The organism is Nocardia carnea, assembly GCF_029868855.1.
In the GTDB taxonomy this organism is placed as follows: domain Bacteria; phylum Actinomycetota; class Actinomycetes; order Mycobacteriales; family Mycobacteriaceae; genus Nocardia; species Nocardia carnea_A.
The window spans coordinates 20,244-46,131 of record NZ_JARWOV010000040.1; the positions used below are offsets into that span (position 1 = coordinate 20,244).

General features: G+C 68.3%; 16 protein-coding genes. 9 read left to right on the forward strand and 7 right to left on the reverse strand.

Annotated features, from left to right (window positions below):
* Nucleotides 1-99 precede the first annotated feature (99 nt).
* Nucleotides 100-870 (reverse strand): MHYT domain-containing protein, encoded by a 771-nt coding sequence (locus QH195_RS03280; RefSeq protein WP_280434274.1) that lies wholly within the window; start codon nt 868-870, stop codon nt 100-102.
* A gap of 430 nt (nt 871-1,300) precedes the next feature.
* Here QH195_RS03280 and QH195_RS03285 point away from each other — a divergent pair, with 430 nt between their 5' ends.
* The 5 genes from QH195_RS03285 to QH195_RS03305 all read left to right on the forward strand — a co-directional run bounded on the left by QH195_RS03285 (nt 1,301) and on the right by QH195_RS03305 (nt 6,802).
* Nucleotides 1,301-1,531 (forward strand): hypothetical protein, encoded by a 231-nt coding sequence (locus QH195_RS03285; RefSeq protein WP_280424745.1) that lies wholly within the window; start codon nt 1,301-1,303, stop codon nt 1,529-1,531.
* A gap of 103 nt (nt 1,532-1,634) precedes the next feature.
* Complete coding sequence (locus QH195_RS03290) at nt 1,635-2,528, forward strand: Sir2 family NAD-dependent protein deacetylase (RefSeq protein WP_280434275.1); 894 nt, start codon at nt 1,635-1,637, stop codon at nt 2,526-2,528.
* 271 nt (nt 2,529-2,799) lie between these two features.
* Nucleotides 2,800-3,213 carry a secondary thiamine-phosphate synthase enzyme YjbQ gene (locus tag QH195_RS03295; RefSeq protein ID WP_280424743.1) on the forward strand — a complete coding sequence of 138 codons (414 nt, stop codon included), beginning with the start codon at nt 2,800-2,802 and terminating at the stop codon, nt 3,211-3,213.
* A 27-nt stretch (nt 3,214-3,240) separates the two neighbouring features.
* Nucleotides 3,241-4,293: a Gfo/Idh/MocA family oxidoreductase gene (locus tag QH195_RS03300; protein WP_280424742.1), complete on the forward strand. Its 1,053-nt coding sequence runs from the start codon at nt 3,241-3,243 to the stop codon at nt 4,291-4,293.
* A gap of 307 nt (nt 4,294-4,600) precedes the next feature.
* On the forward strand, nt 4,601-6,802 hold the full coding sequence (locus tag QH195_RS03305; protein ID WP_280434276.1) for a molybdopterin oxidoreductase family protein: 2,202 nt from the start codon (nt 4,601-4,603) through the stop codon (nt 6,800-6,802).
* 11 nt (nt 6,803-6,813) lie between these two features.
* Here the strand turns inward: QH195_RS03305 and QH195_RS03310 are convergent, their stop codons facing one another.
* Nucleotides 6,814-7,437: a TetR/AcrR family transcriptional regulator gene (locus QH195_RS03310; RefSeq protein WP_280434277.1), complete on the reverse strand. Its 624-nt coding sequence runs from the start codon at nt 7,435-7,437 to the stop codon at nt 6,814-6,816.
* 132 nt (nt 7,438-7,569) lie between these two features.
* Here QH195_RS03310 and QH195_RS03315 point away from each other — a divergent pair, with 132 nt between their 5' ends.
* Nucleotides 7,570-8,526: an oxygenase MpaB family protein gene (locus tag QH195_RS03315; protein WP_280434278.1), complete on the forward strand. Its 957-nt coding sequence runs from the start codon at nt 7,570-7,572 to the stop codon at nt 8,524-8,526.
* A gap of 22 nt (nt 8,527-8,548) precedes the next feature.
* Here QH195_RS03315 and QH195_RS03320 read toward each other — a convergent pair whose 3' ends face one another.
* On the reverse strand, nt 8,549-10,294 hold the full coding sequence (locus tag QH195_RS03320; protein ID WP_280434279.1) for an N-acyl-D-amino-acid deacylase family protein: 1,746 nt from the start codon (nt 10,292-10,294) through the stop codon (nt 8,549-8,551).
* Nucleotides 10,295-10,375: 81 nt separating this feature from the next.
* Nucleotides 10,376-11,821: an NADP-dependent phosphogluconate dehydrogenase gene (gene gndA / locus QH195_RS03325; RefSeq protein ID WP_280434280.1), complete on the reverse strand. Its 1,446-nt coding sequence runs from the start codon at nt 11,819-11,821 to the stop codon at nt 10,376-10,378.
* A gap of 268 nt (nt 11,822-12,089) precedes the next feature.
* On the opposite strand from gndA, the gene QH195_RS03330 reads away from it, so the two are divergent.
* The 3 genes from QH195_RS03330 (at nt 12,090) to QH195_RS03340 (ending at nt 16,136) form a co-directional block, all read left to right on the forward strand.
* Nucleotides 12,090-13,088: an alpha/beta hydrolase gene (locus QH195_RS03330; RefSeq protein ID WP_280434281.1), complete on the forward strand. Its 999-nt coding sequence runs from the start codon at nt 12,090-12,092 to the stop codon at nt 13,086-13,088.
* 29 nt (nt 13,089-13,117) lie between these two features.
* Nucleotides 13,118-13,345 carry a hypothetical protein gene (locus QH195_RS03335; RefSeq protein ID WP_280422846.1) on the forward strand — a complete coding sequence of 76 codons (228 nt, stop codon included), beginning with the start codon at nt 13,118-13,120 and terminating at the stop codon, nt 13,343-13,345.
* 295 nt (nt 13,346-13,640) lie between these two features.
* A complete protein-coding gene (locus QH195_RS03340; protein WP_280434282.1) occupies nt 13,641-16,136 on the forward strand; it encodes an ABC transporter permease in 2,496 nt (831 codons plus the stop codon).
* Between the two features lie 7 nt (nt 16,137-16,143).
* On the opposite strand, the gene QH195_RS03345 is transcribed toward QH195_RS03340, so the two are convergent.
* The 3 genes from QH195_RS03345 to QH195_RS03355 are packed head-to-tail and all read right to left on the reverse strand — an operon-like array spanning nt 16,144 to nt 25,872.
* Nucleotides 16,144-17,538: a condensation domain-containing protein gene (locus tag QH195_RS03345; protein ID WP_280434283.1), complete on the reverse strand. Its 1,395-nt coding sequence runs from the start codon at nt 17,536-17,538 to the stop codon at nt 16,144-16,146.
* Nucleotides 17,539-17,548: 10 nt separating this feature from the next.
* Nucleotides 17,549-18,988 carry an MFS transporter gene (locus QH195_RS03350; protein ID WP_280434284.1) on the reverse strand — a complete coding sequence of 480 codons (1,440 nt, stop codon included), beginning with the start codon at nt 18,986-18,988 and terminating at the stop codon, nt 17,549-17,551.
* Nucleotides 18,985-25,872 (reverse strand): type I polyketide synthase, encoded by a 6,888-nt coding sequence (locus tag QH195_RS03355; RefSeq protein ID WP_280434285.1) that lies wholly within the window; start codon nt 25,870-25,872, stop codon nt 18,985-18,987. Before QH195_RS03355 ends, QH195_RS03350 begins: the two co-directional genes overlap by 4 nt.
* Between the last annotated feature and the right edge of the window lie 16 nt (nt 25,873-25,888).

The following is a 25,888-nucleotide window of genomic DNA, read 5'->3' on the forward strand; positions in this document are numbered from 1 at the left end:
CTGTCAGGTCGTGGCAATCCAGCGCCGAACGGTGCCGCCGGAGACTTTCGATGGCTCGGTCACGTCACGTGACGCACTTCGGTCACTCGCGCCCCGGGTTCAGTCCCGAGTGGGCCAGTAGTTGTCGGTGGCGGGACGCCGGGTGAGTGGTGCCGCGCCGCCGACTTCGGTGAGACCCAGATGGAAAAGCATGCCGACGGTCACCAGGCTGACACTCACGATGAGCGGCGTGAGCAGCTGGGCCGCTCCGGCGCCCGACGGCGGCATATGGTGCTGCTGATCGCCGATATGCATGGCGAACATCCCCGTGTAGTGCATTCCGGCCACAGCCACCCCCATGGCCAGCGCGGCGCCGAGAGTGGCGAGGGTACCGCGCACATTGAGGGTGAACCACAGTGCGGCGGTCGCGGCCAGTACCGCGATGATCATCGACAGGATTACGGTGGGCCAGTCGTATCCGAGCTGCACATCGGTTTTCATGGCGTACATCCCGGCGTAGTGCATGGCGCCCACGCCGAGACCGGTCACCACGCCACCGATCAGCAGACCCCGGTTGCCCAGCCGGCTCTGCCGAGCCAGGCACAGTCCGATCCAGACGACGATCATCGCGATCACCGCGCTGGCCAGCGTGACGGGGACATCGTATTTGATGGCGGCCCCATCGATCCGGAAGCCGAGCATGGCGATGAAATGCATAACCCAGATCCCGGTGCCGCCGATCGCGACGGCCGCGGCGATGAGCCAGCCGTCGAAAATCGAACCGCCGCGCACCCGGCTCATGCACCGTAGCCCTAGCAACGACCCGGTGAACGACATGACGTACGCGACCACGGGGGTGAGCCAGCCGTGGCTGAAGTGGTCGATCTCCACCGGGGACCTCCTCGCTGGACGGAATCCCGACCGCGCGACTGCGGAACGCGGGCATTCCAGAACGTGAACGTGCAGGAAGTGAATTTAGAGGAGGTATGTCGTATAAAACAAGGGCCCCAGAAGCGACATAGGCGTATTCGAGACAATCCGGTTTCGGATGGCGCCGGTGTCGATTCTCCGCGCCCGGGTTCGATCCCCACGGCGATTCGGGCAATCGATCGGCACTCGCCGGAATCGGCAATTCCGCGATAGGGCTGCCGGATATCGCCGCACCGTACTCCGGTAGCGGCCCCTCGGGAAGGGGTGCACGGGCAGCTGCCGGCACCCCGGCGCGCCGTCGAGGCTCACCGGGTGGCACCCGGAGGTTTTCCGGTTGGGCTGTGCCGCACCCGTGCGCAGCGTAGGCTTCGAGCAACCTCGAAGGAGACCCATGCCTGGCACATCCAGCCGCCCCACCCCCGTCGATCACGCGCTACCCGAGGTCGAACTGGCCGAATTCGCCGAGATCCGCAGCGCCGAGCGGGCCGAGGTCGCCCGTCGCAGCGCCGTCGCCGCCCGGATCGTCGCGGGACACTCCACCGATGCCGCCGACTGCCGGAATCTGCTGGCCATGCTCGGCCTCGATGCGGAGGCGGGAAAGCTCGCCGGTCTCCAGACCTGATTCCGGGCCGGCCGGCGTTACACCGCCGATTCGCCGCCGGGAGGCCGCACCTGCCGCCGCGGGGGTGATGTGAGGATGCCGGAGCACCCGTACTCTCGGGAGCATGTCCGATACGGCGCTGCTCAGTGATGATCGCCCGGTCCGCGACGTGGATCCGGTCGACGATCTGGTCGCGTCGATCGGAGACCGCCGTGTGGTCGTGCTCACCGGCGCCGGTATCTCGACCGACAGCGGTATCCCCGATTACCGGGGGCCCGATTCGCCGCCACGCAACCCGATGACCTACCAGCAGTTCGTGGGCGATCCGGAATTCCGCCGACGGTACTGGGCACGTAATCACGTCGGTTGGCGGTATATGGACGCCGCCCGGCCGAACGACGGGCACCGTGCGCTGGCCGCACTGGAGCGTCGCGGCGTGGTAGCCGGTGTGATCACGCAGAATGTCGACCTCCTGCACACCAAAGCGGGCAGCAGGCGGGTGCTCGACCTCCACGGCAGTTACGCACAGGTCCGGTGCCTGGCCTGCGGTGACCGGATCTCCCGGATGGCGCTCGCCGAGCGCCTCGAACGGGTCAATCCCGGTTTCGCCGTCCCCTCGGTGACCGGCCTGGAGGTCGCACCGGACGCGGACGCGGTGGTCGAGGATATCGCCGGTTTCCGCATGGTGGATTGCATACGCTGCGGCGGACTGTTGAAGCCGGATATCGTCTATTTCGGCGAGAATGTCCCGCCGCAGCGCGTCGCCGCGGCCTACGAACTGGTGGATTCGGCGGAGGTGGTCCTCGTCGCCGGCTCCAGTTTGACCGTGTGGTCCGGCCGCCGCTTCGTCCACCGCGTCGCCCGCCGCGGCGGCACCGTACTGATCGTCAACCGGGGCGCCACCCGCAGCGACGGCCTGGCCACGCGCACGGTGGACGCCGGCTGCTCGCCGATCCTGAGCCGGCTCGCAGACCACTTCGCGAACCGCCGGAACGCGACGCCGCACGGCACCAGGTGATGCCGGCGCGGTCCTCGCCCGATCGCTCGTTCTCCTCCGGGGCTCGCGGACCCTGCCTGCCGAGGTAACCGTCAGCGGGGCTCACGCGACGCGGACGGAGGTGCGGGACCGTGACGGCCGGGCCATCCGGAAAACTGCGATGCTCGTCGAGTCGCGCGCACAGGGTGTGGCCGCGACTTGCCGCGGCGGCCGGAAACACCTGCTCGGCGCGACGCGGCGGGCCGCGCGCACACCGGCAGGCGCCGATCCGCCGACGCGTACGCTGCGGGATATGCGGAGCACACTGATCGCGGTACGCACCGGGAACACCGAGACGGTCCGGGATATCACCGGTGAATGCTCGGAATTCGTGCAGCAGGCGGGTGGTGACGGGCTGTTACACGTCTTCGTCCCGCATGCCACCGCGGGTGTGGCCATCATCGAGCTCGGTGCCCATAGCGACGAGGACCTGCTGGCCGCGCTGCGGGATCTGCTGCCGGCCGACGACCGCTGGCGGCATGCGCACGGGTCGCGCGGACACGGGCGCTCCCATGTACTGCCGGCTCTCATCGCGCCGTATGCGACCGTTCCGGTACTCGACGGCGAACTCGCGCTGGGGACCTGGCAGTCCATCGCCCTGGTCGACGTGAACGTCGACAATCCCGATCGACAGGTGCGGCTGTCGTTCCTGACCTCCGGTGGGTGAGTGCCGGCACCGGGTAACGTCGCGAGTATGAGCAGTCTCGGCGTCGCGATCATCGGATATGGCTTGGCCGGTGCGGTCTTCCACGCACCGTTGATCGCCGCCGAACCGCGGCTGCGGGTGGCCGCGGTGGTGACGGGCTCGCGGGATCGGGGCGAGCAGGCCCGGCGCGAGCATTCGGGCGTCCGAGTCGTGCCGGATGCCGATGCTCTGTTCGCGGACCTCTCCGGGATCGATGTCGTAGTCGTCGCGGCACCGAACCGTACCCACGCCGAGCTGGCGGTGCGGGCGCTCGCGGCGGGGGTCGCCGTGGTGGTGGACAAGCCGTTCGCGGTATCAGCGGCCGAGGCCGCCGAGGTGATCCGGTACGCCGAGGAAGCCGGCCGGGTACTGACGGTGTTCCAGAATCGCCGGTGGGACGGGGATTTCCGGACCGTCGGCGAACTCGCCGCGTCGGGGAGGCTGGGGCGGGTTCGCCGGTTCGAATCCCGGTTCGAGCGGTGGCGGCCGGTGCCCAAGAGCGGCTGGCGGGAGACCGGCACCGCCGCGGACGCCGCCGGGACCCTCTACGATCTGGGCAGCCATCTCGTAGATCAAGCCCTGACCCTGTTCGGTCCGGTCGGCGCCGTCTACTGCGAGCTCGATTCCCGGCGTCCCGGGGTCAGCACCGACGATGACGTATTCCTGGCACTGACCCACACCGGCGGCGTGCGTTCGCATCTGTGGGCCAGTGCGGTGGCGCCGCGGCTCGGCCCGCGTTTTCGGGTGCTGGGGGAGAAGGCCGGTTACGAGGTCTACGGGCTGGATCCGCAGGAGGCCGCGCTGCGCAGCGGACGGCGCCCCGATGACGGGAAACCCTGGGGAACGGTGGAACCCGAACGGTACGGAATCCTCGGCGCGGATCCGGAGGAGTCGGTGATCCCCACCCTGCCCGGCGATTATCTTGCCTTCTACCGCGCTCTGGCCGACGCGGTAATCGACGGCACACCGGTACCGGTCGACCCGCACGACGCCATGGCCGGCCTGCGAATCCTGGAGGCGGCCCGGGAGTCGGCCGGTTCGGGCAGTGTGGTGCACCTCTGACAGCATGTCCGGCAACTCGTACCGAAGCCCGTCAGTGGGAAGGCGCTGACCGGCGGCCGGAAGGTGCCGGTGCAGCCGTCCGGCCACCGGCGGACCGCGATGAGTCCCGGGTATTGCTGCGGCTACACAAGGGCGGGAATCGAGGCCTGGGCCGGGAGACGCCGGGACCTACTACCGGCCGGTTGACGGCCGAGCCCCGGCCCTGGGGCTTTGGGGCGCAGCGGACTGAGGGCGGAGCGCCGCAGTTATATCCGTGGAAACGGCGGAACACTACTCGAGCACCGGGCCGCCGGGCCATGATGGAGTCATGGCCCGACCTACGTCTCCTATCGATTCCGTGACCGGTTCCCGGAATCTGCTGCGCACCTGCCCGCTGTGCGAGGCGGTATGCGGCCTCGAAATCACCCTGGACGCCGACGACCGGGTGACGTCGGTCCGCGGCGATGAACAGGACCCGTTCAGCGCCGGTTTCCTCTGCCCGAAAGGCGCCAGTTTCGGCCGCCTCGACGGCGACCCCGATCGCCTCACCGAGCCGATGATCCGGGATCGGATGACCGATACCTGGCGTACCGCGAGCTGGGACGAAGCCTTCGACCTCATCGCCGACCGCATTCCCGCGATCAAGTCCGCGCACGGCAACCAGGCGGTTGCGCTGTATCTGGGCAATCCCAACGCCCATACCGTCGCGGGCACCCTGTACGCCCCGGCGCTGATCCGCGCCCTCGGCACCAAGAACCTGTTCTCCGCCAGCACCGCCGATCAGATGCCCAAACAGCTGGCCTGCGGTCTGCTGTTCGGGGACCCGTTGGCCGTGCCGGTGCCCGATCTCGATCGGACCGGCTATCTGCTGATGCTGGGTGCCAACCCGCTCGAATCCAACGGTTCGGTCTGTACCGCCCCGGATTTCCCGGGTCGTCTACGCGCATTGCGGGAACGCGGTGGGCGGCTGGTCGTGGTGGATCCGCGCCGTACCCGGACAGCGGCCGTCGCCGACGAGCATCTGTTCATCCGGCCCGGTGCCGATGCCTATCTGCTCTTCGGCATCGTGCACACCTTGTTCGCCGAGGGCCTCACCGAGATCGCCGTCCAGGCGAACGGGGTGGAGGAGGTGCGGGCCGCGGCGGCGGATTTCCCGCCGGAACTGGTTGCCGAGCGTACCGGTGTGCCGGCCGAGACAGTGCGCCGGCTGGCGCGGGAGCTGGCCGCCGCCCCCGCCGCCGCGGTGTATGCCCGGATCGGAACCTGCACAGCGGAATTCGGGACCCTGACGCAATGGCTGGTCGACGTACTGAACGCATTGACCGGCAACCTCGACCGCCCCGGCGGGGTCATGTTCGCCACCGCGGCCGCACGCGGCATCGTCCGCACCAAACCCTTCCGGCCGGGCCGGTGGCGCAGCCGGGTCCGGCAGCTGCCGGAAGCGATGGGGGAGCTGCCGGTCGCCACCCTCGTCGACGAGATCACCACGCCGGGTGAAGGTCAGGTCCGAGCGCTGATCACCGTGGCGGGAAACCCCGTGTTGTCCGCCCCGAGCGGCCCGCGGCTGGACGAGGCGTTCGCCGGTCTGGATTTCATGGTGAGCGTCGATCGCTACCTCAACGAGACAACCCGGCACGCCGATGTGATCCTGCCGCCACCCCGTCCGGTGCAGTCCCCGCACTACGATTTCGCGCTGCTGCAGTTCGCGGTGCGTAACTACGCCCGGTACTCGCCGCCGCTGGTGCCGTTGGACGACCGGCCTTCCGAGGCCGCCGTCTACGTGCGGCTGGGCGCGGCGGTGAGCGGGCAACCGCACAATCCCACCGCGGATTTCGACCCGCTCGCCGTCTTCGACGAATTCGTCATCGGCGATACGCTGCAGCGTGCGGGGCTCGCAGAACGCCGCCCGGATCTCCTCGGAGCCACCACGACCGAACAGCGCCTGGACCTGATGCTCCGCCTGGGACCCTACGGGGCCTGGAACGGCGGCGAGCTGAGTTTACAAACCCTGCTGGACAACCCGCACGGCCTCGATCTCGGTCCACTGCGGCGCCGCCTTCCCGAGGTGCTGCGGACAGCTTCCGGAAAGGTCGAACTCGCGCCCGAGCTGCTACTGGCCGATATCGAGCGACTGCGTGCCGGTTCGGCGCCGGCGGATCTGGTGCTCATCGGACGCCGTCACCTGCGCTCGAACAACAGCTGGATGCACAATGTGGATCGGCTGGTCGGCGGCACCAATCGCTGTACGCTGCAGATCCATCCCGACGATATCGCCCGGCTCGGGCTCGGTGATCACGCGATCGTGAAATCGGCCGCCGGTTCGCTGACCGTCCCCTTGGAACCCACCGATACGATCATGCCGGGTGTGGTGAGCCTGCCGCACGGATGGGGCCACGCCGGCAGCACGCAGCAGGTTGCGGCGGAGAACCCCGGCGTGAACGCCAATACACTGACCGATGATTCGATCCTCGACGTACCTTCGGGCAACGCGGTGTTCAACGGAGTCCCCGTCTCCCTGTCACCGGCCTGACCTGGGCCGGCTCAGCCGCCGCCGGGGTATGGGTACATCAGCGGTGCGAGGTGGCGCCGGGCGAATTCGCGCGCGGCCTCGGTATCGCCGAGCGGTAGTACGCCGCGCGGGTTGGCGATGAACGAAATGGTGAGCCGGACGAACAGTTCGGCCACCACCTCCGGATCGAAACTGCCGAGTTCCCCGCGCTGCTGCCAGTAGGTCAGGAAGCGGGCCACCAGGTCGCGTCCCTGTGCGACCGCATCGTCACCGGTGAGGAAATCGGTGAGCGGCCCGGCGCCGCCCGAGGACCGCAGGCTGCGGGTGAGCAGCCGGGGCGCCGTGGCCTCGCTGACGAACGCAGCGAACATCTCCGCCAGCGCGCCGACCGGGTCGGCCGACCGGTGCATCGCATCGGCCACGATCGTCGAGACCCGCTGCGATTCGGCCATCAGCGCGTAGCGCAGGATGGCCGATTTGGTGCCGAACCGCCGGTACACGGTGGCGACGCCGACACCGGCGGTTTCGGCGATCCGGACCATGGTGGTTTCTTCGAATCCGTGTGCGGCGAAACAGTCGCGGGCCGCGTCGACGATTCCGCGTGCTCTGGTGTCCAACTGCTGCAGTTCGGTCCACGGCGCAGCGGTGGTGTCCATTCGCACCAGCCTACCGGCCCGCCACGCGGCGGGATCATCACCGAAGCCCCGGCTTACGCCGACAGTAGTGCGCGTACCGCCATCGGTGATAGTCTTGGGCTGGTCAAACTATCACTCTGCCGAGGTGACGAGATGGCGAACAACGCAAGGGTGCGCACCGCCGAAGAGTCCACCGATTCCGGGATCCGACCCGAAGTCCTGCGTGAATTCCGTAAACATTCCGGCAGCGTCCTGACCGGGGTTTTCGCGGGGGCGGCCTTCGACCAGGTCGCGCTGGTGCCGGTGGCCGCCTCGGTGGACCGCACCGGCCGGTTCGCCGACAATTTCGCCGACCGGGGGGTGCGCAGCGGTGCGTCGGCGATGATCGCGCTGTGGGGCGATTCCGACGACCGCCGCGCCGAGGCCGACTGGCTGAAACTCCGTCACCGGGATGTCCGCGGCACCGGTGCCGGGGATTTCGGGGAGGTGAAATACAGTGCGTTGAGCCCGTTCACGTGGAAGTGGATCGCGGTGAGCGGCATCTTCGTCGTCCTCAACACCTTCACGTACTGCACCGGCACCGAACTGCGCCCGGAAGAGGAAGAAGCGGCCTACCGGATGCTGCGCGAGGCCTTTTCCGAACTCGAACTTCCCAGTGCCGCAGGCAAATTGCCCGCCGATCTCGGGGAGGCCCGCGAATACTACGACACGATGGCGACCGAGGAATTGCGCGCCAATCCGTTCCTCGTCGAGAAATTCGCCGGACTCACCGAACTGCCGCTGCCCACCCTGGGCCTGCCGTCGCCGGTCAGGCGAGCGCTCACCCCGATATGGCTGGTGGTGCGGCCGGTCGCGGGTCATGTGATCCAGGTGTGCTCGTCCAAAGCGATGCATCCACGGGTCCAGGAGCTGACCGGGTTCGAACTGAAGCCGTGGCACGACCAGGAATTCGCAGTCTACGTCCGGTTGCTGCGCTGGGCCTGGCAGAACCTTCCCGACCGCCTGCTACTCCAGCCGCTGGCATACAACCGGCTCCAGTACGAGAAGCTGATCCGGACCCTCCGCAGTTTCGGCCTGGAGTCCTTCGCCGTACCCGAGGACCGGCGCTGATCCGCGCCGGCCGTCCTCACGGTCAGCGCTGCCCTGCTCGCAGGAATCGGCCGGTGCGCTCGGTACCCAGCACCGGATCGGCGGCTCCGCCGCCGAAAACGAAACGCCCCCCGATATACACCGCCGCCACCGCCGCATCGTTGCGGTTGACCATTCGCGGCAGATTTCCGTACTGGGCGACCGGGCTCTCGGCGTAGGCGTCCAGCGAATCGTCGAGCCCGGCCGGATCCACGATCACCAGATCGGCGCGGTCGCCCACCCGCAGATGTCCGGCGTCGATGTCGTACCAGTCGGCGAGTTCGCCGGTGAGGCGGTGCACCGCGCGCTCCAGCGGGATCACCGGATGTCCTGCCTGCTCGGCCTGATACATCCGGCGCAGGAAACGCAGACCGAAGTTGTAGAAGGCCATATTCCGCAGATGCGCACCCGCATCGGAGAAACCGAGCTGGATTCCGGGATGTGCCGCGAACCGGTCCAGGACCTCCGGGCGGTGGTTCGAAATAGTTGTGCGCCAGCGCAGTTTCGTCCCGTGCTCGAGTACCAGATCGAGGAAGGCGTCCACGGGGTGCACACCGCCCCGGTCCACTCCCACCTGACCGAACGTCTTCCCGATCACCGCCTCGTCGGGACAGTCGACGATCTCGGCATCGAAGAAATCGCGGTGCCAGACCCGCAACCCGAACTTCGCGTCGTAGTCCTTGCGGAACCGGCGACGGTAATTCTGGTCGGCCAGCAGCGCATCACGTTCCACCCGATCGGCGAGATGCAGTGCCGCGGCGCCGGACCCGAATTCCTCGAAGATCACCAGATCGATTCCGTCGGCGTATACCTCGAACGGAACGGGCAGATGCTGCCAGCGGAAATCCGCGCCGAGGCCGTTGACCAGGCGAGCCAGGGTGCCGATGAGCACGACCGCGAACGGATTGGCCTTGATATCGGCGGCCGAGAGCAGCGTGGTCTTCAACCGTTTGCGCGCGATCCCCAGACTGCTGAAGATCATCGCCCCGAGACTGCGCGGCGAGGTGATATCCGGTCCGCCCTGCAGAATACGTCCGCGCCGGCGCAGGATCGCGTTGAGCCGCCGGCGTTCCCGGGCCTTCGCATAGGTCGACGGGAGGGTGCGCGAGCGGCAGGTTTCGCCGTCGACCTTGTCGAACAGCAGTTGCTGCGCCGACATCCCGACGAACCCGGCGTCGAGCGCCTCGCACAGTGCCGCTTCCATATCCGCGAGCTCGGCGGGGGTGGGCCGCGCATCCTTACGGGTGGCCCGGTCCAGGCCCATCAGCGCGGTGCGGATATCGGAATGGCCCAGCATCGCCGCGATATTCGGGCCCAAGGGCAGCTGTTCGAGTGCCGTGATGTATTCGCCGGCCGAAGTCCAGGTCTTGGTCTCGTCGAGGGTATCGATGACGTGGCGGCGGGGGATGGCCTCCACCCGGCCGAAGATATCGCCGGCTCCGGTGGGATCGATATGGACGGTCGACAGTGAACAGGAGCCGAGCAGCACCGTGGTGATACCGTGCCGCACCGATTCCGACAGCGACGGTGTCTCGAGCACTTCGATGTCGTAGTGGGTATGAATATCGATCATCCCGGGCAGCACCCATTTGCCGCGGGCGTCCACCACGTCCGGGCAGCCGGTTTCGTCGAGCGGGGTCTCCGATACGGCCACGACCCGGTCGCCGTCCAACCCCAGGTGGCGAATCGCCGAGGGTGCGCCGGTGCCGTCGAACCAGCGGCCGCCTTTGATGATCGTGTCGTAGCTCACACATCCCATTGCAACTGGTCACCTGACCGGAGTCAAGGGGTGGCCGGTGCCGGGCAGAACGATCCGCCCGGCACCGCATGATCAGCTGGTCCGGACCTCGGACCGGTCCTCGCTCCACAGCGTGTGGTACTTGCCCTCGGCATCCACCCGCTCATAGGTGTGCGCGCCGAAGAAATCGCGCTGGGCCTGGGTGAGCGCGGCCGGGAGCCGCTCCGCGCGCAGGGCGTCGTAGTACGACAGCGAGGAGGCGAACGCCGGCACCGGGATACCCAGCAGGGTCGCGGTGGCGACGACCCGGCGCCAGCTGTCGATCGCGGTTTCGATAGCGCTGCGGAAATAGGGGTCCAAGATCAGGCTCGGCAGGGCCGGATCGGTCTCGTAGGCCTCCTTGATCCGGTTCAGGAAGCGGGCCCGGATGATGCAGCCGCCGCGCCAGATGGTGGCCAGATCGCCGGGCGTCAGATCCCATCCGTACTCCGCGCTACCCGCGGCGATCTGATCGAAGCCCTGGGCGTAGGCGACGACCTTGGAGGCGTACAGCGCCTGCCGGATATCCTCGGTGAACTGCACGATATCGGTGGGCTTGGCGGCGAGTTCGCCCGCGGCCAGGTCCTTGGCGGCGGCGCGCTGGGCCCGCGACCCCGACAGCGCCCGGGCGAACACCGCCTCGGCGATACCGGTCACCGGGATCCCGAGATCCAGGGCCGATTTCACCGTCCAGCGTCCCGTGCCCTTCTGCTCCGCGGCATCGACGATCACATCGACCAGCGGTTTACCGGTTTTCGCATCCACCTGCCCGAGAACCTCGGCGGTGATCTCCACCAGATAGCTCTCCAGATCGCCGGAGTTCCACTGGGTGAAGATATCGGCGATCTGCTTCGGGTCCAGGTCCAAGGCGGCGCGGAACAGATGATAGGCCTCGCCGATCAACTGCATATCGGCGTACTCGATACCGTTGTGCACCATCTTCACGAAATGCCCGGAGCCGTCGGGGCCGATATGGGTACAGCACGGTGTGCCGTCCACCTGCGCGGCGATCGACTCCAGCAGCGGACCCAGCGATTCGTAGGATTCGGCCGGGCCACCGGGCATGATGGAAGGTCCGTTGAGCGCGCCTTCCTCACCACCGGAGATACCGGCGCCGACGAAATTCAGGCCGCGCTCGCGCAGCGCCGCCTCCCGGCGGATGGTGTCGGTGTAGAGGGCGTTACCGCCGTCGATGATGATATCGCCGGGCTCCATGGCCGCGGCGAGCTCTTCGATCACCGCGTCGGTGGCGTCACCGGCCTTCACCATGATGAGCACGCGGCGCGGTTTCTCCAGGGCCGCGACGAACTCGGCGACGGTTTCGGTGCGGATGAAATCACCGTCGCCGCCGTGCGCGGCGAGCAGTGCGTCGGTTTTCGCGACGCTGCGATTGTGCAGGGCCACGGTGTAGCCGTGCTTGGCGAAGTTTCGGGCGATATTGCTGCCCATCACCGCCAGGCCGGTGACCCCGATCTGGGCACGCGCTGTGGAGGACGCCATGAACCTGCTCTTTCGTTCGACAGTTTTACCATTCCGGCCGGTCGCGCCGCGTCCGCGAACAGGTGCGGTTCGCTCGCGAGCACGGCTGACTGCCTCTGTTCTTTTCTACCGGGTGCCCCCCGGACCGTGCGCGCGGACCCGCCGATGCGGGCCCGGGGCCCTGCCGCCGTGGCCGCCGGGAGCCCGGTGGTCCGGCGGCGGCAGGGATCCGGCGGGCGGCCTCGAGCCTGTCCACCGTGCCGGACTCGGTTCCCGCGCAAGGCAACTGATGCCGACATGGGAACGCCGCGGGACGTTGCTGCGCCGCGAGAACGGGTACAAGGGAGGAGTGCGGTGGAAATATCTGATTGCGGTATCGAGTGCGGTGTGTGTCGCCGCAATATCACTGTTCGTCCCGTCCGCGGCGGCCGCGCCGAGCCCGCGGGTGGACGCGGAACGACCACTCGGCGGCCGCGCGATCCAGCTGGACGTGTTCTCCCCGGCGATGAACAGGGTGATCACCAATCGGGTGATCCCGGCGGCCGGTGGCGGGCCCGCTCCCACGATCTACCTGCTCACCGGTATCGGCGGCGGGACAGACGGTATCTCCTGGTGGGACGATACCGATGTCCGGCACTTCTTCGCCGACAAGAACGTCAACGTGGTGATGCCGATCGGTGGCGCGTACACCATGTACACCGATTGGCATACCGACGATCCGGCGCTGGGCCGCGCCCGCTGGCAGACCTACCTCACCGCGGAACTGCCCGCGGTGGTGGACGCCCGGTTCGCGACGACCGGCCGCAACGCGATAGCCGGTGTATCGATGAGCGGCGGGTCGGCGGTGGACCTGGCGATCCAGGCGCCCGGCCGGTACCGGGCGGTCGCTTCCTACAGCGGCTGTCCGTGGTCCGCGGATACGGCCGGGGTCGCGATGGTGGCCGCCCAAGTGGTCCGTGGCGGCGGTCACCCCGGCAATATGTGGGGCCCGCCCGGAGGTCCCGGGTGGCAGGCGCACGACGCCTTCCGGCACGCCTCGCGGCTCGCGGGCAAAACGGTGTACCTCTCCGCGGCCTCGGGAATCCCGGGCGCCATCGACCGCGGCTGGGGTTTCCCGCCCGTCGAGGCCGTAGCCAGTGCCTGTACCTCGGCCTTCGCCGGCCGGTTGGCCGAACTCGGCGTCGGTACCGTACACATCGACCGACCGGCCGGCGCGCACACTTGGGGACAGTTCGAATACGACCTGCACGATTCCTGGCCGCATATCGCGCGAGCCATCGGAGCGTGAGACCCGCGCCGATCGACGATCATGGTCGTATGAAGGAACTGCGGTGCACCTACTGCGCCGGAACGGAATTGGAACCGGGATTCCTGGAGGATCGCGGGGAAGGGTCCGGCGGGCATGTTCGCTGGATCGAGGGCGCCCTGGAGCGGGGAATTTTCGGCGGTGCCAGACGTTTCGGCCGGCCACGGCGCGCGGTCGACACCTACCGGTGCGTGCGCTGCGGTCATCTCGAGATGTTCGCCCGCGCCGAACGCGAGTAGCGCGGGGCGGTACTGCCGGGCGCCACGAGGATCGGGATTGTCGTAGGCCACGGCCGGAATCTGTGTATCACTCCCGGCTGTGTAGGCCCGGTGGGCACGGAGCGGTATGACACCCGGGTAGCGGATCCGGAGCCACTGCCGAACCTGTTCGAGGTATGGCGCACGGAGCCCGGATGCACCAGGATGGACGGCATCGGGGACGTGCGGGCGGGGACAGGAACCGGGGTGTGAGAGTAGACGTGAGGCGAATCAGGGCTGTGCGTCGCGTGGCCGAGCCCGGCAACCGGGGAGTGCGATGATCGCCGCGGGGTGGGACCGGTTCCGGCTGTTCAATATCGGTGATCTGCTGGTCCATCGGGGCCGGTCGCTCATGTCGCTGATCGTCATGGCTGTGTCGGCGGCGCTGCTGGTCGCGGTGTTCAGTATCTCCGGTTCGGTGACCGGTTCGGTGGACAAGCTCGTCGCCGGTCTCGGCGGCGACGCCCAGCTCGAGATCAGCGGCATCACCGACGCGGGGTTCGGTCAGGATCTGCTGGGCGCGGTATCGGCGACCCCGGGGGTGCGCACGGCGGTACCGATGCTGCGTGCCCAGACCGGTGCCGACGAGGACCGGGCACTACTGGTGGGTGCGGACCCCCGGATCGCCGAACTCGGCAGTTCGCTCACCGGATCGCTCGGCTCGGACGCCGCGAAACTGTTGACCGTACCCAACGGCGTGCTGACCGGCGCGGCCATGGGATACGGGGTGGGAGAGACGTTTCCGCTCGGTTCCGGCACGGCGACCGTGGCCGGGATACTCGACGCCGACGGCGCCGGGCAACTCAACGGCGGATACCTGATCGCGACCACTCTGCCGACCGCGCAGAAGCTCACCGGCCGCACCGGGCAGCTCGATTCGATCCAGATCATCGCCGAGCCCGGCACCGATATCGACCGGCTGCGTACCGCGCTGACCGATACCGTGGCCGGCCGTGCCGTGGTCGCCGACCCGGGCCTGCGGGCCGCCCAGGCGGGTGGCGCGGTGATGATCATCCGCTACTCCACCCTGATGGCCGCCGCGGCAGCACTGGTGGTCTCGGCATTCCTGATCTACAACGCCATGGCCATGGCTATCGCCCAGCGACGCCCCACCCTGTCGCTGCTGCGCGCGATCGGCGGCCGCCGCGCACCCATGGTGCGCGATCTGCTGGCCGAGTCGGTGCTGGTCGGCATGCTCGGCGGAATTCTCGGCTCGGGCGCGGGGATCCTGATGGGGCGTATCGCGATCGACCAGCTGCCCGCCGCCATCCTGCAATCGGTGGAGGCCCGCACCGAATACCAGGTGCCCGGCTACGCGATACCCGTCGCGATCGCGTTGTGTGTGCTCGCCAGTGTGACGGCATCTGCGTTCGCGGCCCGGGCGGTATACCGAGTACAGCCGATCGAGGCGCTGGTGCCGGTGGGCGCGGCGGCCTCCGATACCGTGCGCCCGGCGCTGCGCCGGGCAGCGGTGGTCCTCGGTCTGATCATGGTGGGAGCCGCGATCTACCTCGCCGAAACGGATTTCGGGATCTGGTCGCTGGCCTCGATCTCGCTGTCCTTCGGTGCCGCGATCGTGCTGTGTTTCGCCGCGACCGGCCCGATCGTGCGCACGGCCGGCGCGATCGCCCGCTTGTTCGGCGGTCCGGGCGCATTGGGCGCCACCACCCTCGAACGCGCCCCACGCCGAGTGTGGGCGACGGCGATGACGGTGTTGATCGGAGTGGCGGCCGTGGTGTCCACCGGAAGCGCGACCCGCAACGTCGTCGATTCGGCGGCCGTGAGTTTCGAGAATCTGGCCGCGACCGACTTCTGGGTCACCCCCGGGTCCATGGCACAGTTCCCGACCGGCCCGCTGCTTCCCGACGGTCTCGAGGAACAGCTCGAGGCGGTACCCGGTGTGGCGGCGGTGAATCCGGCGCAGCTGGCGTTCGCCGGTGTCGGCGCCGGGCGGGTACTGCTGCAGGGGTTTCCGGCGGGTTCCGACAACACGAGGTTGAGCTCGGAGATGAGCCCGGAAACCGCCCGGCTGCTCGTCACCGGTGAGGGCGTGGTGGTTTCCCGGGACGTCGCCCGGTCATTACATGTCGCCGCGGGCGATACCCTCACCCTGCCGACGCCGACGGGCCGGCACGAGGTCCGGGTATTGCAGGTGATCCCGTACTTCTCCGCGATCGCGGGTGTGATCATGATGGATCTCGACCGGATGCGCGGCTGGTACCAGCGGCCGGGGGAGACCACCCTGGCCGTGGATCTGGCTCCGGGCGCCGATCCCGATACCGTTCGCGCCGAATTGCGCCGGGTGGTGCCGCCGGAGCTCTATATCGATTCCGGCCGCGAAGCCGTCGCCGCCACCTCCGCGAGTCTGCGCCAGGGGACCGCGCTGGCGACGAATATCCTCTGGATCGTCGTCCTGGTGGCGACCATCGCGCTACTGAACACCCTGATGCTGTCGGTCCTGGATCGCCGTCGCGAGATCGGGGTGTTGCGGGCGATGGGTACCAGCCGCCGTTTCCTGCTGCGGTCGGTGCTGGCCGAGGCCGCCGGGATCGGCCTGATCGGCGCGGTGCTCGGCCTGCTCGTCGGCGCCGCGGTACAGTACCTGTCCGCGATCGCCATCGGCCATGCGATGACCATCGACGTCGTCTACGAACCGAGCCCGCTACTGGTGGTCTACGGGGTGGTGGCTCTGCTGCTTGCGCTACTCGGATCCGTTCCGCCGGCGCTGCGTGCGGCGCGGATGCCGATCGTGGAAGCCCTCGCGGTGGACTGAGGGCGACCTACTCTCGCCCGGTCGCGGCTGCCCGGAGGATTCCGCCCAAGGTGTCCAGATAGCGCCGCACCGAATCGTGGGCGACCGGATTATCCGGGTAGATCACGCTGATCGTGGTTTCGTTCGGCAACCGGTTGATCCAGACGAGGGCTTCCTCGCTGGCCGCGCGATTACCGTACAGACCGCTGCGGGCGATATCGAAGAACTCGCTACCGGCGAAATCACGGGCGTCGACATAGGAGATCATCGGGTTGGACCAGTTCGGCCCGACCGCGATACCGCTGTCGGCCGGGGCCAGTTCGAGCACCCGGTGGATGGTGGTGGTTTTCAGCCGCATCCCGTTCTCGTAGGCCCGCTGGGCCCGCGCCACCGTCCGTTCGAACGAGGACCGCATCCCGATCGGGAAGGCGACCGGAACCAGGGCCACATACCAGCCGATGGAAGCCATCTCCTCGAACGTGGCCCGGGTGTTGAGCGGTGTGATGCCGAAATAGTAGTCGCTGTCGGCGAGTTCGCGTTCGGCCAGGGCCGCCGCGGCGAACACCCCGCCGGCGAACTCGCCACCGTTGTCCCGGCAGACCTTCTCGAAGCGAGCCGCCGCGTCTTCGCCGAACAAGGTGATCGTGCGATGCGCGCTGCGATGCGTATCGCCCTCGCGCAGACCCAGATCCAGCGGGAACGACGGCAGTTCGCCGTCGTTGCCGCGGAGCAGCCGCAACCATGCGCCGACCTCGGGGGAGGCGAGGGTCAACCGCGCCGAGGCGGCGCGTTCACGGGCACAGTACTCGGTGTAACTTGCGGGTTGCAGAATAGGCGGGGCCTGATCCCAGGCGTGTTTCGCGTACAGGCAGGCCAATTCGAACGACGAGATGTGCTGGCCCACACCGTCGGTGTGCAGATGGTCGATCGCCATGAACACGGTGGTGGATTCGTCGTGTTCGACGGCCCAGAAGGTGAAGCAGTCCCACCGGGTGGGGGCGGGCGTACGCGCCTGGGCGAGCGCTCGGATCGCGGCGGAATCGGTGAGCGGGCCGTGATCGATGGGCGTGAAATCGATCTCGCCGGGATCCATCAGATGCCGTCGTAGCGTGCCGTCGGGCTCGAGCTCGAACCGGCTGCGGAAAGTATCGTGCCGGGTGAGGAATTCGTTGACCGCACGGGTCATCGCCACGCGGTCGAGCACGGCCGGTACCTCCGCTGTGACCAGGCACAACCCAGAACTCCGGTAATCGGTTCCGGCGTTACGGTACACCTGCCGCAGATAATGCTCCTGCTGATGCGACGGTGGCGCACTGTGCGCGGGTGCCGCGGCGGCAGCGGCCCGTGCGGCGGGGGTCGCCTCCCAGCTCACCACCCGCCCGGGTGCGGGATTCCATTCGTCGATGAGACCGAAATCGACCATCTTTCGTTCCTCAGTGCACCGCCGGCGCGGGCGCCGCGGCGGAGTTGTCCGGCATGGCCGGTTCGGGAAGGGCCAGCGTGACGGCGGCCAGCACCAGCGCGACCACCGCGATCGCCGACAGCATCACGGTGCTGCCGCCGAGCGTATGGGCGCGGAAGAACACAGTCGCCAGCACGGCGAGACCGACTCCGTTGCCGATCTGCTCGATGGTGGGTACCAGGCCGGAAGCTTCGGCCATCTGCGAATCGTCGAGACCGGCCAGCATGAGCGGTTGCAGCGGTACCGCGAAAACCCCGGCGCCGAACCCGCACAGGAAAACCGGTGCGGCACACAGCAACATATTCACCTGTCCGCCGGTGATGTTCACATACACCACCCCCACGAGTACACAGGCCGCGTAGAGCACGAGCCCGCCCGCGAGCACCCGTACCCCCCACCGTTTCACCAGGACCGGAGACAGCAGGGCACCGGCGCCCGCGCCGAGGGCGAACGGGGTCATCGCGATACCGGTGCGCAGCGCCGAGAACTCCAGCACATCCTGCAAGGTGATGGAGATGGCGAATACGAATGCGGTGAACAATCCGAAGAACCCGGTGATCACGATCGACCCGACCGCGAAACCGCGGTCGGCGAACAGGTCCGATCGCATCAGTGGCCCGCTGTCGCGCCGGGCCGCGGCGCGTTCGTGCAGCAGGGTGAGTGTGCCCAGGCCGAGCGCCATCACGACGATCAGGCACGGAATCGGGCGCCAGCCGCGCAGATGGATTTCCGACAGCGCATACAGCAGGGCGAACAGCGTTGCCGCGCAGAGCACTACGCCCGGGAGGTCCATCGGTACCCGCTGCGGTGGTGTGTCCAGGTGCAGGAAACGCCGGGCGAGGGCGAAAGCCACGACGCCCAGCGGCAGATTCATCAGGAAGATACTGTGCCAGCCCAGCCCGGCGATATCGGCAGTCACCAGGGCACCGCCCAGTACAGGCCCGAGCAGTCCCGCGAAACCCGAGGTGGCGCCGTAGAGCGCGAACACCCGGGTATGCATCCGGCGCGGGAACAGGGCGGTGAGTATCGCGATGGTCTGAGCCGCCATCCCCCCGCCGGCCACGCCCTGGACGATCCGGGCCGGCACGAGTTCGTTCGCGCTGTCCGCCGTCCCGCACCACACCGATGCCGCGGTGAAGGCGACGACGGCGAACAGGAACATCCGCCGCCGCCCGATACGGGCGCCCAGCCGGGCGGCGGCGAGCAGGGTGCAGGCAAACGCCAGGGAGTAGCCGGACACGATGAGCAATTGCTGTGCGGAACTCGCGTGCAGGTCGGCGGTGATCTCGGGCAGCGCGGTGTTGACGATCGTCACATCGATCATCTGCATGAACACCGAGAGCAGACAGCCGGCGAAGGCCGCCCACGCGCCCGCCTCCGGCCGGGCGGCCACGGTGGCGCCGTTGCTCACTGACGTGCCTCGTTCCCGAGCAACACGCTGTCGCCGTCGACGGGCTCGGCGCCGTTGCCTGCGCCGGATTGGCTGCTGTTGCTTGCTACCGGCTCGGCGCCTGTTGCCGCTCGTTGGTTGTTGCCCGCTGCCGGTTCGCTGGTGCTGTGTGCTGCCGCCCCGCCATCGTTGTCTGCTTCCGGCCCGCCGTGGTTGTCTGCCGGCAGCTCGCTGCTGGTGCCCGCTGGCGGCTCGCCGTCGCTGCTCGCCGCACCCCCGTTGCTGCCGACCGTGGTCACCTCGCTTCCACTGCCTGGTATCGAGGCGTGATCGCCCACGCTGCCGTTGCCTGTAATTTCCTGCGGTGCAGTCCTGTTCGTCCGATCGGTCGCACCGTCTCGGTCCGCCGTACCGGTGCATCCGGCTGCTGTGCCGGTGCCGTTGCCGCGCGAAGCACTGTTTCCGTTGCCGGTCGTGGTTTCCGGATTCCGGGTGGCGGCCGCCACGTTGCCGGAGGAACCGGGCGTGGCATCCCCAGCACCCCCGGGGCCGGGTGCGGCACCCGGCAGGGACGCCGCGAAACCGGCCGCCGGATCGGTGGCCTGAATCAACTCGGCCACTTTCGGACCCGCCTGTTCGAGGGTGAACGATCGCCCCATCTGCAACGACATGAGCTCGATGCCGAGCTGTTTGCTGACCCGGGAGCCGAATTCCACGGCCATCAGCGAATCCAGGCCCAGTTCGGTCACCGGAACGGTCAGGTCGATGGTGTCGGGTTGTACTCCCATCACCACGGCGAGCTGATCGGCGAGCATCCGGGCCATGGCCTGTCCACGTTTACCTTCGTCGAGCGCGATCAGATCGGCTTTCAGTTTCGCGAGCATCGAATTGTCCTGGACCGAAGCCGCCACCAGCGCGGCCAGCCGCCCGGTGCGACCCATCTGCGGGAACGCCGCAGTCAGTTTCGACCAGTCGGTGGGGATGACGGCGGCCCGGGTGACGCCCAGCCGCAGGGCCTGTTCCAGGTAGAGGGTGCCGTCGGCCATGTCTATGGGCCCGAAACCGGCCAGTTCCAGGTATTTCGCGACCTTCTCGTCGGCGGCCATACCGCCGGCGGCGCCGGACATATGGCCCCAGCCCACGCACAGCACCCGTTCCCCGGCCCGCGACCATTCCTCGGCGAGGGCTTCCACGGCCAGGTTGGCGGCGGTGTAGTTGTACTGACCGAAGATCCCGAACATGGACCCGCCGGAGGAATACAGGACGAACATATCCGGCCGCACGCCGGCACCGGTGACCGCCGCGTGGAGTATCCGCGCGCCGTGCACTTTCGACCGGTAGACCCGCGCCAGTTGTCCGGCATCCATATGCTCGACCCGGTTGTCGGCGACCGCCCCCGCGGCGTGGAAGACGCCGCGCAGCGGATACCGCGGATCGTGCGCCCGGGTCACCAAGGCGGTGACCGCTTCGGCGTCGGTGATATCGGCCCGTTCCTCGATCACAGTGACGTCGGCAGCCCGCCAGGCGGCCAGTTGCCGGCGGGCCGCGGGTGTGGCGGCACCACTGCGACCCACCAGCACCAGCCGGCGCGCGCCCTCGGCGACGAGCCAGGTTCCGGTGGCCATACCGAAACCACCGAATCCACCGGTGATGAGATAGGTGCCGGCCGGGTCGATATCGAGCTCGGGCAGCATCGGCCGGACCGGCGGCGCTTCATCGGATATCGACAGGGCGATCCGGCCGATCTTGGTCGACCGGATGGTGTCGTCGAACGCCTTGGCGACCTCGTGCGTCCCGTACAACTCGTAGGGCAGCGGCCGGTATTCGCCGGTCCGGAACTTCTCCACCACCCGGCGGAGTAGATCCGCCAGTTGCCGAGGCCGGAACCGGCACATGCGGTCGAGGTCCATCGAGAAGTAGGACAGGTTCTTGTCGAATACGGCGAGTTCGAGCAGGCCGCCGGTGTAGATGTCGGCCTTGCCGACCTCGACGATGCGCCCGAATTCCCGGATCGCCTTGAAGTTCTGCCGCAGGGCCTCACCCGGTGCCGAACTGATAATCACGTCGACCCCGAGGCCGTCGGTCAGGGCCAGTACGTCGTCGGCGAAGTTCAGCGACCGCGAATTCAACGCATGGTCGGCGCCGAGTTCGCGGATATGCGCCCGCCGCTCCTCGGTACTCGCCGTTCCGATGATCCGTGCACCACGTGCCTTGGCCACCTGGATCGCGGCGGAACCCACACCGCCGGCGGCGCCGTGGATGAGGACGGTTTCGCCCGGTTCGAGGCGGGCGAGGTCGAGCAGGGAGTATTCGGCGGTGCCGAAGGCGGTGGTGCTGGTGCACACCGCGGGATCGGTACCGGCGGGCAGCGGGATGACGGCCGCGCGGTCGACGATGTGATATCGCCGCATCATGCCCTTCGCGGCCAGTGCGACCAGATCGCCGACCGCGATATCGGTGACCCCTTCGCCCAGCCGGGTGACGGCCCCGACGCCTTCCATCCCGGGGCTGGTGCCGAAAAAGGTTGCGGCGAGTTCGCGTTCGCCGAGGATACCCATGACTTTGAGCGGGTCCTTGTAGTTGAGACCGATGATCCGCATCCCGACCTCCACCTCGCCCGGCCCGGGGTCCCGTCGCGGGGTACGCCGCCAGGCCAGCGCGGACAGCAGTTTCGATTTCGGAATCTCGAGTTCGAAATCCGCCTCGGGGTCGGTGAGCGGTTCGGCGGTCTCCAGGAGGTCGATACGTTCCTGCAGCGGGGTGGTGACCCGCGGCAGCCAGCGAGCGCCGGCGCGCAGCAGGACCTCGTCGGAGTTGTCGTACTGGAACGCGCCGGGAACACCCAGTTCGGCGACCAGGTCGTCGATCGGCGTACCGGGCTCGGTATCGATGAGCCGCCAGCGCAGCGCCGGCTGTTCGTTCAGCAGGACCCGGCGCGCGCCGGCCAGCGCGGCCTGGTGCGAAAGCGGTGGTGTGGGTGTGTCCGGCAGGGCGAAGGCGAGTTCGGTCACCAGCGTGACATGGCAGGATCCGTCGCCGATACCGACGATCGGGGTATCGCCTTCACCGGGCGCGACGAATTCGTGGGTGGCGACCGCGATCCGTTTCAGGGTCCACAGATCGGCCAGATCGTCCTCGATGCGGCCCGCTACGACGACCAGATGGACCCGGTCGGTACCGGGATCATCCGCGCCCGCCCGCAGCAGGCCGGTCAGGTCGGCTTCGAGCTCGGGATCGTCCCCCGCGGTGAGCCGGTACCGGGCACCGGGGAGTGTCTCGGCGAGTGCCCGGGCACGGTCGCTGTCACCGAGTGCGAGAACGACAGTCGCCGGGGTGCCGGTCTCGCCGAGTGCCGCCGCATCGATCGGTTCGGCCTGCTCCATGGTGTCCGAATAGTAGAAATCGGCCATTCGCTGCAGTGGGCTGCCGCCGGGGGTGAGGGCGCCGAGGCGCACCCCGATCAGATGCAGGCACAGCGTGCCGTCGGCGCAGAGCAACCGCACATCCGTGAGATGTCCCGATTCCGGTTCCCGCCGCGCGACAACGGTCACCTCCTCGGGCAGCTCCCGGTACATCCGCACCGCTTCGACCCCGACCGGAACCAGCGCGCCGTCACCGAGCCGGTCCTGCGCGAACAGCAGCGCCACGGTCTGCATGGCGGCGTCCACCACCGCGGGATGCGCCAGATGCCCGGAGCCGGCGGCGATGGACGCGTCGACGGTGGCGACCACCGCTTCACGTCCGGCACGCACCGACGTGACCCGCCGGAAAGCCGGACCGTACTGCAGCCCGCGCGAGGCCAGCGCCGCATAGAACAGTTCGGGTTCGAACTCGACCGCGGACTCCGGTTCCGGAACCGTATCCACGATCGTCTCGTAACTGCCGTTGAGGATGCGGCCCGTGGAATGCACCGTCCACACCGATCCGGTGGCGCTGCGCGACCGGATCAGGAACCGCCCGCTGGCGTCTTCGATTCCCAGCTCCAGGAACGGCACATCCGGTTGCCCCATGACCAGCGGCGCCACGAACCGCACATCCTCGAGGGCGACCTGTTTGTCACCGGAACGGGTGGCGGCCGCACTCAGCGCCGCGTCCAGGTACGCCGCGCCGGGCATGATCCGCAGCCCGCCCACGACATGATCGGGCAGCCACGGCAGCAGTTCGGTCCCGACCTGCAGCATCCAGCCGGGCCGGCCCTCCATATCCGGGTCGCCGAGCATCGTGTAGGTGCCGGGGCTGCCGAGGCGCAGTTGTTCGAACAGTGGCAGCGGATTGTGCAGCCGGGTGTTCTGCCACGGATACCGGGGCAGCGGCAGGTGTTCGGTGGCGGGGCGATCCGGCGGGAACAGTGCCGCGATATCGAGGACACCGGCGGCGTACACACCGGCGATCGTGCGGCGGATACTGTCGGCGTCGCGTTCTTTTCGGTTCAGGGTCGCGACCGTCGCACCGTTCTCACCGGCGGCGAGCAGTACCTCACGGATGTTGCCGGACAGCACCGGATGCGGCCCGACCTCGACGAACACCCGGTGCCCGGCGGAGACCAGGCCGGCGATCGCGTCGGCGAATCGCACCGGCCGCCGGACATTGGCACACCAGTATTCGGCGTCGAAACCGTCCGCGGCCTCCACCACCGCCTGTGCGGTCACCGTGGACACCAGCGGGATTCGCGGCGCCCGCGGGGCCAGATCGGCGAGCGCGGTGCGCAATTCGCCGAGGATCGGGTCCATGAACCGGCTGTGATAGGGCACCTCGACCCGCAGCGCGCGGGCGAAGGCGCCGTCCTCGGTGAGCTTTTCGGCGATTTCGTCGAGGCGATCCACATCACCGGCCAGCGTGAGCGACCCGGGACTGTTGACGGCCGCGATATCCACCGCATCGTCGTCGCCGAAATACTCGCGGACCTTCTCCACGCCGATGCCGGCAGCGAGCATCCCACCGGTCCCCGCGGTGGTGGCCTGCAGCCGGGAACGGTGATGAGCGACGGTGACGGCTTCGCGCAGGGTGAGCATCCCGGCCACATACGCGGCCGATACCTCACCGACGCTGTGGCCCACGATGCGGGCGGGGGTGATCCCGTACTGGGCGAGTTCGGCCACCAACCCGACCTGCACCAGGAAATTCGCGGGCTGCGCGACCTCGGTCGCGGTGACCCGGGATTCCTCCTCCGGGAGTGACAATTCCTCGATGATGGACCAGCCGGCCACTTCGGCGAACGCGGCGTCCACAGTGCGTGCGGTCGCGGCGAAAACACCGTCGGCCGCGAGCAGGTCGCGGGCCATACCCCACCACTGGGGCCCCATCCCGGCGAACACGAACACCGGTTCCTCGGTGCGCTGCGAGACGGTGCGTACGGCATCGCGGCCCTCCCCACCCGCGTACTGCCGCAGTTCCGCGACGAGTTCATCGCGGTCCCGCAGCGGTACTCCGGTCCGGAACTGGTGGTGCGCCAACCGGGTCCAAGCGGCTTCGGCCAGATGATCGGGGTCCGCGCCGGCTTCGAGCAGATCGGCAAACCGGCCGGCGATGGCACGGACCGCGGGTGCGCTACGCGCCGAGAGCGGCAGCACCCCGAGATGATGGCGGTCGCGGTCCGCGGGAGTCCCGGCGACCGGCCGGAACTCCTGCAGGATGGTGTGTGCGTTGGTGCCGCCGTAGCCGAAGCCGTTCACCGCGATCGTCATCGGGCCCGCCTCCGCCGGCAGCGGCCTCGGCTCGAGCTGGATATGCAGATTGAGCTCGGCGAACGGGATATCGGGATTGGGTTCGTCGAGCCAACCCTGCGGCGGAATGGTGCGATGGTGCAGGGCGAGCGCCGATTTGATGACACCGGCGATCCCCGAGGCGGCCTCGGTATGCCCGAGCGTGGCCTTCAGCGAACCCACGCCGAGCGAAGCCGAGCGGCCCCCGGCCGCGCCGTATACCGTCCCCAGCGCCCGTAGCTCGATCGGGTCGCCCACTGGTGTGCCGGTTCCGTGCGCCTCGACATAGGTGATCTCTTCGGGCGAGAGTCCAGCCCGCGCGCAGACCGCCCGCGCCAGCGCCTCCTGGGAATCGGCGTTCGGCACGGTGATGGCCGCGGTGCGCCCGTCCTGGTTCGAACCGGTTGCCTTGACCACCGCGTAGACGCGGTCACCATCACGCAGTGCCTCGTCGAGTTTCTTGAGCACGACGACGCCGCCGCCTTCGCCGCGGCCGTAGCCGTCCCCGGCCGCATCGAAGGATTTGCAGCGCCCGTCGGCCGCCAGGAATCCGCCCTTGCACATCATGACGAAGGTCTCCGGCTGCAGCATGACGTTCACACCGCCGGCCAGGGCCATCGTGCAGTCGCCGTTCTCGAGCGCCCGACAGGCCAGATGGAACGCCACCAGCGACGAGGAACAGGCCGTATCGATCGTCAGCGCGGGCCCGACCAGGTCGAGGGCATACGCGATCCGGTTCGAAAGCATGGTGTACGAGGCCGACGCCGCGGTGTGCATATCCACATGTGCCAGCGCCGGGCCCACCACGCCGACCACGGACTGGTCGACCACGAATCCGCCGATGTAGACGCCGACCGATTCCCCGCCGGCCTTACCGGCGACCCCGGCGTCGTCCAGTGCTTCCCAGGCGACTTCGAGGAGCAGGCGCTGCTGCGGGTCGAGACCGGTGGCCTCGCGCGGGGAGATACCGAAGAAATCGGGGTCGAATTCCCAGGGGTCGGTGGTGAGGAACGCGCCGCGTTTGGTGTAGCTACGGCCGGGTGTGCGTTTTTCCGGGTCGTAATAGCGCCGGTAATCCCAGCGGTCGGCCGGGATCTCGACGACGGCATCGCGTTTGTCGACCACGAAATCCCAGAACGATTCCGGGGAGTCGATACCCCCTCCGAATCGGCAGCCGATACCGACTATCGCAATGTCCGACATCTATGTGTCCTCCCGG

What these genes read in the sequence shown, in the direction of transcription:
- QH195_RS03285 (WP_280424745.1), top strand. Translation starts at nt 1,301, where the DNA reads ATGCCTGGCACATCCAGCCGCCCCACCCCCGTCGATCACGCGCTACCC.
- QH195_RS03290 (WP_280434275.1), top strand. Translation starts at nt 1,635, where the DNA reads ATGTCCGATACGGCGCTGCTCAGTGATGATCGCCCGGTCCGCGACGTG.
- QH195_RS03295 (WP_280424743.1), top strand. Translation starts at nt 2,800, where the DNA reads ATGCGGAGCACACTGATCGCGGTACGCACCGGGAACACCGAGACGGTC.
- QH195_RS03300 (WP_280424742.1), top strand. Translation starts at nt 3,241, where the DNA reads ATGAGCAGTCTCGGCGTCGCGATCATCGGATATGGCTTGGCCGGTGCG.
- QH195_RS03305 (WP_280434276.1), top strand. Translation starts at nt 4,601, where the DNA reads ATGGCCCGACCTACGTCTCCTATCGATTCCGTGACCGGTTCCCGGAAT.
- QH195_RS03310 (WP_280434277.1), bottom strand. Translation starts at nt 7,437, where the DNA reads ATGGACACCACCGCTGCGCCGTGGACCGAACTGCAGCAGTTGGACACC.
- QH195_RS03315 (WP_280434278.1), top strand. Translation starts at nt 7,570, where the DNA reads ATGGCGAACAACGCAAGGGTGCGCACCGCCGAAGAGTCCACCGATTCC.
- gndA (WP_280434280.1), bottom strand. Translation starts at nt 11,821, where the DNA reads ATGGCGTCCTCCACAGCGCGTGCCCAGATCGGGGTCACCGGCCTGGCG.
- QH195_RS03330 (WP_280434281.1), top strand. Translation starts at nt 12,090, where the DNA reads ATGCCGACATGGGAACGCCGCGGGACGTTGCTGCGCCGCGAGAACGGG.
- QH195_RS03335 (WP_280422846.1), top strand. Translation starts at nt 13,118, where the DNA reads ATGAAGGAACTGCGGTGCACCTACTGCGCCGGAACGGAATTGGAACCG.
- QH195_RS03340 (WP_280434282.1), top strand. Translation starts at nt 13,641, where the DNA reads ATGATCGCCGCGGGGTGGGACCGGTTCCGGCTGTTCAATATCGGTGAT.
- QH195_RS03345 (WP_280434283.1), bottom strand. Translation starts at nt 17,538, where the DNA reads ATGGTCGATTTCGGTCTCATCGACGAATGGAATCCCGCACCCGGGCGG.
- QH195_RS03355 (WP_280434285.1), bottom strand. Translation starts at nt 25,872, where the DNA reads ATGTCGGACATTGCGATAGTCGGTATCGGCTGCCGATTCGGAGGGGGT.